The organism is Paenibacillus sp. EKM211P (genome assembly GCF_011066175.1).
Taxonomy (GTDB): domain Bacteria; phylum Bacillota; class Bacilli; order Paenibacillales; family Paenibacillaceae; genus Paenibacillus; species Paenibacillus polymyxa.
The window spans coordinates 1-14,363 of the sequence record NZ_JAAMNS010000007.1; the positions used below are offsets into that span (position 1 = coordinate 1).

Below are 14,363 nucleotides of genomic sequence, written 5' to 3' on the forward strand. Positions count from 1 at the left end.
GTCAACCTGTTTCATCTTCATCCACTCCAATGAGAAGAACCGAAGATGAAACAATATAGAAAGAGCGATTAGCTCATTTTGAAACTGACGAGATAAAATATCTCTTTTGGATTTTATAAACAAAATCCGTACTCACTCGTTGTTCAGTTTTCAAAGATCAAATCAACAGCCGTTTAACTGGCTGGATATATAATTTATCACGTGTATACCCATCAAGCAAGTTGTAATTTTTCCCAGTAAATAATTTGTGTTTCTACGCAGTGTGATTTTTTTCTGAACCACGCCTTCACATAGTGATTTGTCTATAACAACCGAAGGTATAAACGTTATAAATCATAAAAGCAGAAACTCTTTATTGATGGAACTGCTGCTTTCACTTTTTTTATATAAAATCCTGAAATGATCGCTTAGCTTAAAGCTGTAGCTAGGTCTTCTATTAAAAGTTCAGCAGGTTCATGCCCCACAGCCAAGCGTATTAGGGATTCAGGCATGTGTTGTTTTTTTAGACTCTGATTATTGAACCCGTAGTTCGGTGAGATCACCTGGCTCTCCATAGCCCCCCACGATACACCGATCCGAATCAGTCGCAGTTTATTGATCACTCTGCATATATCCTCATAACCCGAATCTTTTAGTTCAAAGCTGAATAATCCGGCATACCCTTTAAGCTGTCTACATGCCAGCTCATGCTGTGGGTGAGAAGGAAGTCCAGGATGATTTACTTTAGAAATGGCCGGATGATCTGATAGAAAACGGGCAACCAACAGAGCATTCCTTTGATGGGCTTCCATACGGAGCGGGAGTGTTCTTAGACCCCTAATGAGTAGCCAGGCTTCAAAAGGGGCCAACGAGCCGCCAATCAATTCATATTCTTCAGCATACATACGATTTATTATCTCTTTAGAAGCGATTACTGCCCCTGCAATTAAATCATTATGTCCCCCCAAGTACTTGGATGCGGAGTGAACGACGATATCAACGCCCCATTCCAATGGTTTTTGGAAAAGGGGTGTAGCCCATGAATTATCTATGATTGTGCGTATACCCTTCGCTTTGGAAAGTGAAGTTACCTCCTGAATATTTACCATATCGAATGTAAACGAGGTAGGAGACTCCATAAGAATAGAACGAGTCTGCGGTTGGATGGCATTAGCAACTGCTTCCGTAGAAGTCGAATGTACAATGGTGTAGTTTATATCGAACTTCGTTAAGTATTTGGCTAGGCTGACGGAAGTTTCATATATATGTCCGACCAGAATCAGATGATCCCCTGCAGATAAGCTACACATTAGAGCGGCACTGATAGCAGCCATTCCAGAGGCAAAGCACTTACAGTCCTCCCCACCTTCTAGCGCAGCAATCATTTGCTCTGCAATCTGAACGGTAGGATTGGTCCCCCTCGAATAGACATAATGCTCCTTTTCATGATTAGCCGCTTCAGCATAGTCTTCGTAGGTATCAAAGAAAAATGGAGCAGTCTCATAAATAGGAGGAACAGCAGCCTTAGCAAAATACCCTAGTTCGTCCTCAAATCGGAGACAGATAAGCTGATCATCCGAGAAACTCAAATCTGATCACCACTTTCTGAAATTTCAAAACCATAAGAGATAGTCTCCTCAATTCGGGACTCAAATATTCTATAAGACAAATTGCTTTGGATCTGTGCTGTTTAATTTTCGAAGGAGTTATGAGGCTGCCAAATGTCTTTCACTAAGTATCCAATTCATAAAAATAGCGTATATTTTTGGGTTGCAGGGCAAAGATATGCTTTATCAATATAGAGGGGGTTTACTTGTGTTAACACGTTGGATTAGAAATGTTCTGAAGCCTGGAAAAAGGTACACACAGGATATCGAAAAATCCAAACAGCAGGCCTCTTCAGAACCCATAAATCCATTATTAACACATACTCTATCTTTACTTAAATTAAAACTCGGACAAAGCTCTGATTTTATCATTCGTGATTTTTCGGAAAGTTCTGTCCATGCTGGACATCTTGCCGTTTGTTATATTGAGGGGCTGATTGACCAAAACTTACTTTCCGATTTAATGGAAGGCTTAATTACAGAGCCGGTCTCCGCAGCTTCTTTTAAGCTTGAAGAAAATACCGCAGTTTCGCTAATAAAAAGAACAATCCCATCAGGAAATATTCGAATGATACACTCGCAAAATGAAATTTATCAATCCATCCTCTCCGGCAATGCTGTCATTGTTATCGATGGAAGTACATATGCCCTGGCAGTTTCCATCGGCGGCGGAGTAAGACGAGCTATTCAGGAACCCAGTACTCAAACCGTAGTGCGGGGTCCTAAAGAAGGATTTACGGAGGATATCTCAACCAACATCACACTGATCAGAAGAAAATTGCGGACACCTGACCTTAAATTTGATAGTCATATTATTGGGCGATATACACAAACTAAAATCATTTTAGCTTACATTGAAGGTGTCGCTAATCCAGAAGTAGTGCATGAAATTACTAAACGGCTTCAATCCATTGATACAGACAGCATACTTGAAAGTGGCTACATCGAAGAATTCATACAGGATGAACCACTTAGTCTCTTTCCCACCATGCTAAACTCAGAGCGTCCGGATACAGTCGCAGGTAGCCTTTTAGACGGACAAGTAGCTGTTCTGGTTGATGGGACGCCATTCGCTCTGATTGCACCTGTAACCTTCTTTAATTTCTTTCAGACGGCCGAAGACTACTACCAGAGATATGACATTTCAACTTTTTTAAGGGCTCTTCGTGTGGTATCTTTTCTAGTCTCATTGTTGCTTCCCTCTCTATTTATAGCCTTGACGACTTTCCAGCAGGAAATGATCCCCACCACGCTGTTAATTACGCTGATGGCTCAACGGGAAGGAACTCCTTTTCCTGCATTAATTGAAGCATTAATGATGGAATTGATGTTTGAAGTGATTCGTGAAGCCGGTGTGCGAATGCCACGGGTCATCGGACCAGCCGTTTCCATTGTAGGAGCTTTGGTTATCGGGCAGGCAGCGGTACAAGCCGGACTGGTCTCAGGTGCAATGGTGATCGTTGTAGCCTTCACTGCTATATCGAACTTTGTTATCCCGTATTTTGGTATGGCTTCAGCAGTCAGGTTGTTGCGTTTTGCACTTATGCTACTGGCGGGGGCTCTGGGATTATTCGGTATTTTAATAGGAATTATCCCCCTTCTTGTTCATCTTGTATCTCTCAAATCATTCGGAGTTGATTATTTTGTGCCCTACAGCCCCACCTTTAAATCTAATATGAAGGACCTTATCATCAGAGCTCCGTGGTGGGCTATGAAAACTAGACCTAGCGAAAAAACAGGCCATAACCAGACAAGACAGGCAGCTCACCAATACCCTGCTAATTCGGATAAAATTAAAAATAATGACAAGTCTGATACCCAAAAATAGGAGAGATCAATGGTGCGGCAATTAAGAGTTAGTTATGTTCTGTTTATTACAGGGTTATTACTTACAGGGTGCGTAGATCGTACAGAATTGAACGAATTAGGCATCACAACAGCAACTGGAATTGATGGACATAAGGGCGACTGGATCAATACCTATCAAATTATAATTCCATCAGCCATGACGACTGGATCAGGTGGTTCTTCCACTGGGGCATCGCAAAGTGCTGTACATACATTTTCTACACATGGAAAAACATTGAGAGAGACCGTTACGAAGAGTAGCCTGGAATATTCACGTAAACTATATTTTGCCCAAAATAATATACTCGTTATTGGAAAAAAAGCAGCAGAACAAGGCATTGAAGAGATTATTGATATTTACCTCCGCAATCTTGATTCACGAGAAACTGTAAAAGTATTCATTGCCAACGGAGAGGCTCGTGATTTTTTAAAAAAGCTTGTACCACCAGAGAAAATTCCTGGTCAAGCTTTAGAAAAGATTATAGAAAGAGATAGCAAATTAGGATCAATTTACCCCGCAATATCCATGTATGAATTTATTTCGAAAATTAGCTCCGATAGTGGTGCAGCCGGAGTTCCAGAAATATCTCTTGAGGGTTCCGAGCCGGAGAAACTAGACTCTGTTGATGTTTTCAAGGAAACCTCCGCTAAAAGTAAACTCAAGTTATCAGGCTTAAGCATTTTTCAGAAAGACAAGAGAGTCGGCTTCCTAAATGAAAAGGAAAGTATAGGGGTTTCATGGTTAAACAACCAGATTAAAAATACCACTGTAAACTATGTGGATGGGAATGTTACGTCCGCTTTCCTCATCCGGAAAGCCAAGGTTAAGGTTACGCCAATCAAGAATTTAAATCATTATTACCTAAACGTTGACGTTAAAGCTACCGGTGATCTTCTGTCAGCCTCTTCGCAAAGAGAAATGAAAGATATGCAAAGTATACATCAATTGCAGATGCAAGCAGCGGAAATAATCAAATTGCAGATTCAGGAAAGCTGGAAAGCCTTACAGCAAAAGAATATCGACCTTATTGGTATTGGAAATAAAATTCATCACAAGTATCCAGAAGACTGGAAAAAAATAAAAGAGACGTGGCCTAGGGAGTTAGCAAACATGGATATAAAAATAGATGTTAAAATGAAGCTTGCGCGTCCAGGATTATTCGAAAAATCTTTTAACGAACTGTTGAAATGAAATAAACAGGGAGAGGTGAATTGAAGTAATGCGTCAAAATACAATCCGAGTATCCGAGCTGATTATTTGTATGTCTTTATTTGAAGTTGGAAGTACAACTTTGTTTTTAATGGGGGCTGAAGCAAAGCAAGATGCTTGGTTAGTTATGTTGATAGGAGCATTAGCAGGACTACTTCTGCTAATGCTCCATCTTGCAATTCACCATCAAGATCCTGAATTAGATTTGTTCATGTTGTTTCGCCGTTACACTGGGAAATATGTGGGTACACTCATCAACTTACTCTTTGTGATGTATTTTACATATGAAGCTTCTCGGAACATACGCGATTTAGGCGAGGTGACAGTAATGACTTTGCTCCGCCAAACACCCTTGTGGATCATCATCTTGATCACAATCGTGGTTGTATCCAACACGGTTCGTTACGGCTACAAAGCATTATTCTTATTTTGCTTATTTCTTTTCCCTTTTTTTGTACTTGGATACGCCATAATTAGTATATTAATTCCGACAACTGGTCTCTTTCACTTGGAAAATTCCCTTCCGGTTTTAGAGGAAGGATGGAAACCCATATTTAAAGCCGCTATTCCTGAGCTGATCTCCTTTCCATTCGGACAAACTGTGTTATTTCTTGTATTTTATCCGCTTGCACATAAAGGGCGGAATCTCACAAAACCCGTTTCCTTTGCCTATATAATAACCGCACTTGCTCTAACATTTGTTAATCAATTGGAAATTTTTGTTCTCGGACCCAAGATCGCCGCAAATAGCACACTTCCTCTTTTGGAAGCCGTTCAGTTGATTGAATTAGCAGACGTGTTCGAACGAATGGATGCCCTTTTCACCTTGCTTCTTTTTCTTGGCTTGATCATCAAAATGTCTTTATTTTTTAATGGTGCCGTTATAGGACTAGAAAAAATAACCGGAGTCGGATTTAAAAAATGGATTCTTCCCCTTGCTGCACTTATTTATGGTCTTTCTTTTTTGTCCCCTAACTATACTCATCACATGGTAATCGGTCGAAAAATTATAATTAATTCCTGGTTTCCTATTTTTCAAATCTTCCTCCCTTTATTACTATTTGTGGTTATTGTCATCAAAAAAAGAAAAAAGACAAATAAACAGCCCTCTTCATGAGGAGAGAGTAGTTCAATACTCCGAAGTTATACCTCTATCTCAGCAGCTACACCATACACGGTAAGAAGCGCAGAACTATAGTATGTCTATCATTCAAGTATTCAGCCTCTTTTATTGTGCTTTTTCTATTTCATCGGCACGATGTGAAGTGTCCCATCCTCGCTAAACTCTGCATAGGCAATCTCGTCGATACTATCATATCCCTGCTCTCGCACCTTTACTTTAATCTGTTCAATATCGATTGACTTCCCACGCATAGATTCATTTAGCAACCTTCCCTTATCAATGACAGTAACAAAAAAAAGGTCAGGCTGTGCATCGATTCCCATATCCTGAGCAGCAGGTGGCTCGTATTCGGGTTTGCGCATGACTGACAATGAACCGTTCGTCTCTAGAGTGGCGTACCAGACCTCACGAAGAGAAAAAATATTTTGCTGGCGTAGCATGGAGAGTAGCTGTGTAAATTCTATATCATATTTCTCCAGCATTTTTTGATTAACCTGCCCTTTATCTACGAGCAGCACTGTTCGACCTTCTGCCATATATCCAAATTTCACAAAATGGGTCGTCGCTTTCTCGAAAAAGTAGGCCAGCGCGCACCATAGTGCCAGAGCAAACAAAAGATGCCAGATCGTCACCTTATCGTCATATAACGTATTCCCTACAATTTCGCTTAATACCAATGAGGTCAGAAAATCGAGCGGTGTTAACTGGCTGAGTGTTTTTCGACCTGTAATAAAAGTAATAAGCCATAGGCCAAAAAAGCTGATGATCAATTTGACACCAATTGTGACAAATACCTCCATACATATACCCTCCGAAAGAAGTTATTTCTCTTATGGGTTATTTACACTCGTACACTTCTGTATAAACAGAGGCTTATTCCATTCCTAAAGTTGTCCGAAAAAAAGCCCACCGCCAGCTATAGGCAGCGAACTTTTTTAATTACCGCTATTATATATTCTTTGTTTTCGTGTATTCACATAATTATCTACTTTTCACCAGCAGCTGAATTGCTTCTTTAACCAGCTTATCTGTATCTCCTCCAGCTTCTCGCTCTTCCAATATACAACGTTGCAGATTTTCTGCTACAATTTGGGCTATTGCTTTATCTGATGCGTTGCGTACAGCTGATAGCTGGCTGACTACATCCTTGCACGACTTTCCCTCATCCATTAAACGAAGCACCCCACGCACCTGGCCCTCAATCCTTCTCAAGCGCGTTTTCAGTTCATCACTGTAATTGTAATCCATAAGTAATGCACTCCTTTTTTGACTTACCATATACACGTATAGGTATATTATAAACCAAAAAAATAAATAGAATACCCTAAATAAATAGAATACCCTAAATAAATAGATTCACCTGTCCCTGCAATGCATCTCCCAAGTAGGCGGCCACTCCAGCATACTCCAGACCATCTATTAGCTCTGCTTGCTGCAGTCCTAATAGATCCATTGTCATGGTACAAGCAACGAGCTTGATGCCCTGCTCTCGTGCCAACTCTATAAGCTGCGGCAAGGAAAGCGCATTGTGCTTTTTCATGACATGCTTGATCATCTGTGGACCGAGTCCGGCAAAATTCATTTTGGATAGCCCAAGCTTTTTGGGTCCACGAGGCATGATCCAGCCAAAGGCTTTTTCGAGCATTCCTTTATTGGAGCGTATGAGTTCATCCTTACGCAATATATTTAGTCCCCAAAATGTAAAGAAAATAGTTACTTCATGATCATATACCGCCGCTCCATTCGCAATAATGAATGCAGCAATCGCCTTATCCAGCTCGCCGCTGAATAATATAATCGTTGTTTTGGGCTGAGCATGTTCTTGATTATTTGCATAAATTTCTGCTGTTGTACTCATATGGATTCGCTCCCCTTAGTCTCTCCAGCCCAGTCGGATATGCCTGAAAGCACAGATTTGACTTTTTTAGCGCCTTTGGAAACTAATAACTGACAGGCCCTTTCACTGCGTGCTCCAGCTTGGCAGATCACTGCGATTTCATCTTCCAGATTCAGCTCAGCGAGTCTGTTCTCCAGTTCGCCAAGAGGGATATGTTTAGATCCAGGGATATGTTTAAACGCGAATTCGGTGGGTTCACGAACATCGAGCAAAATGAAGTTCTCTTTTAAAGAACATTTTGCTTGTAGTTCTTCATGGCTTATCGTAGAAGAAAATATTTGCTCCTTCTTCACTTCAGCCGGATTTGCTTTGCGTAAATAATGTCGCATGACATCTCCTTCTTGGAGAGTGCCCAAATATTGATGTCCAGTGTTTTTAGCCCAGCTCTGAAAATCGGCTAATGAACCTTTGTCAGTCGCTTGAACCTCCATAATCTTTCCGGGAACGAGGTCATTCATAGCCTTTTTTGTTTTTACAATAGGCATTGGACAAGCTAGCCCTTTGCAATCAAGAATATGATCTGCTTGGATATTGTTAGTTGATGACATTCTATAACCTCCGCCTGTTTTTTGAGGGGGATTAGTTTAGCAAAATCCCCTAATACATATACCCCTATGGGTATAAGAATAACGGGACTCACTTCCCTTGTCAACCTAGTTAGCTTCTTTCGCTCAGAAACTAACGAATTTATGCCTTGTACTAACTAAAAGCAAACAAAAAAAGCCGCACAAAAGCGCGACTCTACTGCATACATAAAATTAATCGTCTATTTTCATCAGTTCTGGTAGATCCAGCGACATCGAGATATTACATAGCATTCCTCTGGCCAAAAAAAGCATCGTTTTTTCCATCGCATGTTCGATATCTGCCTGCCGGAAAGCGTTATAAACTGTTGTATGAATTTCACGAAATCCTTGCTGCATAACACTTACAATCACATCCTCACGGATCGTCTGCGCCTGCATTTGTAAGAGGATTTCATTGCGATAGTCCATCATAATTTGCGAATAGGCTGCAATCAGTTCTTGCTCTAACTGCTCAGACGAAGTCGAATGAATGACCTGGTGAAAAGAGTTTATGATGCGTGCAAATGAAACCTTCAACGCTTCAATAAGCAAAGCTTCCTTGGTAGCAAAAAAGCGGAAAACATAGGGCTGAGAAATATTGGCCCGTTCCGCAACTTTGGCTGTTGTAGCTCGGTAGTAGCCCATCTCTGCAAAGACTTCGATAGCAGCAGATATGATTTCCTTTTGGCGATTTATTGATGTTGATGTAGCTTTAGCCATATTTTCTCATCCTTTGTTTGTTACATTTTCCTAGTAGTGATTAATCAATTACTAATTAGTATAAATGTCACACTCTAAAAATGCAATCGACCACAAAAGTCGCCTCCCTAATCATGATGGAAACGACTCTTTTGGCACACTCCATTATGGCGTCATCGTGTTAAAGTAAAACCGAACATAATTGACCTTTTGCGTTTTGGTTTGATAAGAAAATATTAAATAATAACTAAGATCTGACGTGTTGTTGATCGTATAATTAGCTTCTGCTGTGCCGGATGTGTCTTTAGAGGTGTCAATTGTTTCTGTGGGCTGGCCTAGTTCGCTAATAACTTGTTTAATAAGCAACTTCTTATATTGTGGATCGTAAGAAGTAATTTCTGTAACTTTGTCACTTCCATCCAGTATGAGATCTGTATGATATTTAGCGTAACTTCTCATAGGGCCTGTAGAACCAGAATCGGATTTCCCCCATAGCTCGAACAACAGATCGCTGCTCGTTCCTAGACCAAGACCTTTAGGCAGATTGGGCAACGTCCCCTGCTTGGCTGCGCTCATTATAGCAGCTGCGGAGCTGTGTTTACTGTCAGGTGTGGCTGTACTACTAGCAGGTTTCTGCTGTGGCGAGGTTGAACCTTGATCAGACTTTTTTCCAGGTTTCTTGGAATTTTCTGCATCCGCACTAGGCTTACTGATATCTGTATTCGTCTTGTTATTGGGAGTATCTTGCTCATTTGTATTGATGTCTGTATTCTGATCTGTTGAATTACTGGCAGATGGTGTGGCTGATTTTGTTGTAGATGGAGCAATTGAGCTTGCTTCTCCACTATTGCCGCATCCTGTCATTACAGCAAAACCGATTGCTAATAAAGCGCTGGTAGTGACTAGCTTGCAAGCTAACTTTTTACGATTGCGAGATTGATGTATAGGTTTCATTATGAGATCACTCTTTCCTTGTTCTTGAGTACAAACCAAGTGTAACCGAACCTCGTTTCGAGAATACCTCTACTTGTATCCAACTTGTAAACAATAGCGTTATAAATTTCTAATACATCCTACCTGCGATCGTAAGCGCCTAGCTGTTGTTTAGAAAAGGCGTAAGGGGAGTCACTCTTCTTCAACCATATATTCCCTTTCACAATAAAAATGTATATAGCAAAAACAAAGTAGATTGTGCCTGCAATCCAGTCTATTGCCGTAGGAATGTCTCGCTTTACAATTTCATGGATATACCAGATTCCGACAGGGACATGCAGGAGAACTGCCGTACACAAACCGGGATTATATACAGTTTTTGCTTTGAGATTGACAACAATTCCGTGCCAGATGACCTGAAAAAATCCCATCAAAACAGGTGCGAGTCCAAGCCAGATTACGTGGGGAAACCAGACGGGGAGTAGATAAAATACATAGGCAATTGCCACATTAATGATCATTGCTGATTGAGTGTTCAAGGGGTAATGATCCGGGGCTTCACTTTTAAACAAAACATTGTTAAATAAACCCGCAAAATATCCGGGCCAGCGGTATTCTTCAAATTGGTGAAACAAAATAGCCACAAAGCTTAACCACAGTATACCTGATAGATCCGATAAGATGGCTGAATTCATAAGCAAAACAATACATACAGCCACTCCGATGATGCCCCCTGCATCTTGCCAATATTTTCTCAAAAAATCCATGGCATTCACCCCTAAGATTTATTTGTGATCAAAATATCTTTCAAACAGCAGGTTTAATTGTTCCTCTATTGTAGGCATTTCCACAACTGCTCCAGATTCAAGAATTGGACTCATCAGTGCAGGCAGAAAAATGGCTCCGAATATTTGCAGCATCATAGCTAACAACCGCTCTGGCTGTTGCTCACCTGTTAGCTCCTTGATTGTGTTCTGGACCTTTGGAAACCCCATTATGTTTAAAAATCTTCCGTATTCCTGTTGAGATGTAAAGGGCGTGCTGCCCATCACAATAATTCGTGATAGTAGCTCTGGATATTGGCGAATGACCTGTAAATAGTTAAGTAAAAATTGTTTCAGTCTATCTTGCGGGGGCATCGCTGTATTGTCCAAAACAGAAAATGTGTGCTGAAAGCTGTTTAGGATCACTTCGATAGCTTCGCTGAGCAAATTTTCTTTGGAGCCAAAATAATAATTAACTAGAGAAATATTAGTACCAGACAGGTCAGCAATTTTTCGGATTGTAACCGCCTCGAAACCTTTCTTTTGGATAAACTCCAGCGTAGACTGTAGAATTTTTTCTTTGGTCTGTTGTTTTTTGTCTGGGTGACTCATCTTTTTCCTCCTCCTGTTTAGTTTAATCCTAAAGGACAAATGAAACGGACTACTTTAAGCAAAACAACAATTTAAGCAAAAATTAAAACAATATTTAAAACACTGTTTAAATTATTGTTTGAACTTAGCTTAGCACTTTACATTTCACAAAACAAGTAAAGATATGAGAATTAGGCTATGAAAAAACCCGCAAAACGAATCAGATCGTTTGCGGGTTGAGTGAAGTGAGATTAAGAAAAGACTAAACTAAATTGCCCAATTTCCTTTGCGGAACACAGCCTCTGTGCTTCCGTCTTGCAGTTCACCATCAATATCCAGCTCGGCTGAGCCGATCATAAAGTCAACATGAGTCAGGCTGACATTGGCACCGTTCTGGAGTAACTCCTCCCGGTTCATTTGTGTCCCATTTTCGATATTAAATGGATACGCACTGCCTAGGGCCAAGTGACAGGAGGCATTTTCGTCGATACCTGTATTATAAAAGATGCGATTGAGATTGGAAATCGGTGAATCGTGCGGCACCAGGGCAACTTCTCCCAGATAGCTAGCCCCTTCATCCGTAGCGAGCAAATGAGTGAGATGCTGCTCGCCGGATTCTGCTGTATATTCGGTGACCTTACCGTCCTTAAAGGTAAACGTAATGCGATCTACCAGTTGTCCATTTAAATTAAGCGGCATGGTACTTGTGATGTGACCATTGACACCTGTACGCTTAGGCATTGTGAACACTTCTTCTGTCGGCATATTTGCCACGGTATAAATTCCTTGGGCGTTTTCACCGCCGCCACCACGCCAAATATGTCTTTCGGCCAATTCAATTTTCAAATCTGTTCCTGGTGCACGATAATGGAGACTTTTATAGTTTTTATGATTCAGCTTGTTTTGTAGCTGTTCGAGATTGTTTAAATGTCCCTGCCAATTTTGAATTGGATCGGAGCCGTCTACACGATTCATTTGGAAAATCGTATCCCACATGACACGAATTCGGTCCTCTTCTGCTATATCGGCAAATACTTTATCTGCCCAAGCCTTCGTCGGCGCTTTAACCAGACACCAGCTAATCTTAGCATTCCGCGTATAGTGAGCATAGCCTTCTCTCGCCGTAGCCGCCGCCTTTGTTGCGCGAGAAACGTGTTCCGGGTCAATACCTTGATATAAATCCGGGTTCGGCACTTTAATCGTTATCGTAGCTCCACCCTCTTCGGCGAATTTCTCCATCATCTCTGCCTTCCAAGCAGGGTAGTAATCAAAGCTGGCTTCGTCACCATGTTCAAAACGACTGCGTGTAATGGAATCGTCCTCAAACTCTACCTGTACATATTTAGCGCCTGCTTCATAGGCTTTGCTGACAATCAGGCGTGTAAACTCAACAGTTTCCAGTGGTGCAGTTACCAACAACGCCTGTCCTGGCTGAATGTTGACCCCTACTCTTACGACCAGTTCTGCGTATTGCTCCAACAATGATTCAAATGTACTCATTTTTCCACGCTCCTGTTTCGTTTTAATAATATTGAATGGCTTCATCACTACAGTGCGGATTGCTTCTCCAAATCACGCAGCTCCACTCTCCGTATTTTGCCTGAGCTGGTTTTAGGGAGTTCCTGGATAAACTCTATTTTTCGTGGATATTTGTAAGGTGCCGTCCATGTTTTCACATGATGTTGCAGTTCCTTCACTAACTCCGGTGATCCTTCTACTCCGGCTTTGAGCACGATGAAGGCTTTTACAACATGTCCACGGATTTCATCCGGACTGGCTACCGCTGCACATTCCTGCACAGAATCATGCTTCATCAGCGCTTCTTCTACTTCAAAAGGACCAATGGTATAGCCAGAACTGATAATGATATCATCACCGCGTCCTTCAAACCAAAAATATCCATCCTCGTCCTTTCGAGCCCGGTCTCCTGTAACAAAATAATCTCCATGCACACTAGCTAATTTGCGTTCTGGATCATGATAATACGTATGAAACAATGCCGGCAGATCAGCACGCACTGCAATATCGCCCACTTGCCCTGGAGCCAGCGGAATACCACCCTCGTCTACGACCTCAACAAGTCCCGGTGCAATGGATTTGCCCATCGAGCCTGTGCGCAGAGGTGTGTCTCTTAGATTTCCAATAATTAACGTACTCTCGGTTTGGCCGTAGCCATCACGAATCGTAATGTTGAACTGCTCCTGAAACTTGTTGATAACCTCCTGATTGAGCGGCTCCCCCGCAGAAACTGCGCTGCGCAATAGGGATAGATCGTATTGATCCAAACCATCCATTTTTGCCATAATTCGATATTCAGTTGGCGTACAACATAACACTTGGACTCCGTATTGCTGCAGCAACTGCAAATAACGACCCGGACGGAACGAACCATTATATACGAATCCAGTCGCCCCATTTCCCAGTACCGATAAAAACGGACTCCAAATCCATTTTTGCCAGCCAGGTGCGGCTGTGGCCCATACTATGTCTGAAGCTTGAATGTCCAACCATGGTGATGTTATCCGCAGATGGGCATATCCCCAGCCATGGCTATGTACAACAGCTTTAGGATTTCCTGTGGTACCCGAAGTATAGGCCAGAATGGCCATGTCGTCACGGTGTGTCTTCACAGCTTCAAAAATATCTTCTTGTCCTTCCATCAGCTCATCCAGCACAATCCAACCAGGTGCATTTGCTGTGTGGTCCCCGGGGACTACAATGCGGTGAGCCAAAGCAGGCAAATCATCACTTATTTTATCTACTTCACCTGTTACTCCGGTCCAGGCAATGACTGCACGCGCTTCCGAATGGCGAAGGCGATATGCAATATCCTTGGCCCGCAGCATTTCTGAAGATGGGATGACAGCAAGCCCCAGCTTCAAGCATGCCAGATAAATGACATATGCAATAATACGCCGTGGTACTACGACCAGAACTCTATCTCCTTTGTTAAATCCCAGACTTGCAAGTCCTCCAGCCAGCCGGTTTGCTTTTTTTAAAAGCTCTCCGTAGGTAATTTCTTCGTATTCTCCTGTCTCACTTAACCACTTGAGTGCGGTCTTACCAGCCTCATGGTGTTCCATTTCCGAAGTCATATTGTAATATTCAGGCGCAAGCCATTGTTGCTGATCAGTCAAATTATACCT

Annotated in this window: 14 protein-coding genes; 3 read left to right on the forward strand and 11 right to left on the reverse strand. The window is 41.7% G+C overall.

Translation table 11 applies throughout. The features are described from left to right. Positions 1 to 407 precede the first annotated feature (407 nt). Entirely contained in the window at positions 408 to 1,568 is a 1,161-nt protein-coding gene (locus G9G57_RS12495; protein ID WP_019687223.1) for a trans-sulfuration enzyme family protein, read from the reverse strand. A gap of 226 nt (positions 1,569 to 1,794) precedes the next feature. Here G9G57_RS12495 and G9G57_RS12500 point away from each other — a divergent pair, with 226 nt between their 5' ends. The 3 genes from G9G57_RS12500 to G9G57_RS12510 are packed head-to-tail and all read left to right on the forward strand — an operon-like array spanning position 1,795 to position 5,761. Next, positions 1,795 to 3,414: a spore germination protein gene (locus G9G57_RS12500; RefSeq protein ID WP_019687222.1), complete on the forward strand. Its 1,620-nt coding sequence runs from the start codon at positions 1,795 to 1,797 to the stop codon at positions 3,412 to 3,414. Positions 3,415 to 3,423: 9 nt separating this feature from the next. Beyond that, entirely contained in the window at positions 3,424 to 4,626 is a 1,203-nt protein-coding gene (locus G9G57_RS12505; protein WP_019687221.1) for a Ger(x)C family spore germination protein, read from the forward strand. 28 nt (positions 4,627 to 4,654) lie between these two features. Beyond that, a complete protein-coding gene (locus G9G57_RS12510) occupies positions 4,655 to 5,761 on the forward strand; it encodes a GerAB/ArcD/ProY family transporter (protein ID WP_019687220.1) in 1,107 nt (368 codons plus the stop codon). Between the two features lie 125 nt (positions 5,762 to 5,886). Here the strand turns inward: G9G57_RS12510 and G9G57_RS12515 are convergent, their stop codons facing one another. From G9G57_RS12515 to G9G57_RS12560, 10 genes are all read right to left on the reverse strand, one after another. Then, a complete protein-coding gene (locus G9G57_RS12515) occupies positions 5,887 to 6,567 on the reverse strand; it encodes a YetF domain-containing protein (protein WP_019687219.1) in 681 nt (226 codons plus the stop codon). Between the two features lie 181 nt (positions 6,568 to 6,748). After that, a complete protein-coding gene (locus G9G57_RS12520; RefSeq protein WP_016819043.1) occupies positions 6,749 to 7,015 on the reverse strand; it encodes a metal-sensitive transcriptional regulator in 267 nt (88 codons plus the stop codon). Between the two features lie 94 nt (positions 7,016 to 7,109). Next, positions 7,110 to 7,625, reverse strand: coding sequence for a DsrE/DsrF/DrsH-like family protein (locus G9G57_RS12525; protein WP_019687218.1), 516 nt, complete (start codon positions 7,623 to 7,625; stop codon positions 7,110 to 7,112). Then, entirely contained in the window at positions 7,622 to 8,212 is a 591-nt protein-coding gene (locus G9G57_RS12530) for a sulfurtransferase TusA family protein (RefSeq protein ID WP_019687217.1), read from the reverse strand. The genes G9G57_RS12525 and G9G57_RS12530 overlap by 4 nt, the downstream gene beginning before the upstream one ends. 210 nt (positions 8,213 to 8,422) lie before the next feature. Continuing rightward, a complete protein-coding gene (locus tag G9G57_RS12535) occupies positions 8,423 to 8,950 on the reverse strand; it encodes a TetR/AcrR family transcriptional regulator (protein WP_164965022.1) in 528 nt (175 codons plus the stop codon). A 144-nt stretch (positions 8,951 to 9,094) separates the two neighbouring features. Then, entirely contained in the window at positions 9,095 to 9,883 is a 789-nt protein-coding gene (locus G9G57_RS12540; protein WP_019687215.1) for a DUF4309 domain-containing protein, read from the reverse strand. Between the two features lie 119 nt (positions 9,884 to 10,002). Then, a complete protein-coding gene (locus tag G9G57_RS12545) occupies positions 10,003 to 10,629 on the reverse strand; it encodes an HXXEE domain-containing protein (protein ID WP_016819038.1) in 627 nt (208 codons plus the stop codon). A gap of 18 nt (positions 10,630 to 10,647) precedes the next feature. After that, entirely contained in the window at positions 10,648 to 11,238 is a 591-nt protein-coding gene (locus G9G57_RS12550) for a TetR/AcrR family transcriptional regulator (protein WP_019687214.1), read from the reverse strand. A 246-nt stretch (positions 11,239 to 11,484) separates the two neighbouring features. After that, positions 11,485 to 12,717, reverse strand: coding sequence for an aminopeptidase (locus tag G9G57_RS12555; protein WP_029515023.1), 1,233 nt, complete (start codon positions 12,715 to 12,717; stop codon positions 11,485 to 11,487). A 47-nt stretch (positions 12,718 to 12,764) separates the two neighbouring features. Then, complete coding sequence (locus G9G57_RS12560; protein WP_019687212.1) at positions 12,765 to 14,354, reverse strand: acyl-CoA synthetase; 1,590 nt, start codon at positions 14,352 to 14,354, stop codon at positions 12,765 to 12,767. Positions 14,355 to 14,363: the final 9 nt, after the last annotated feature.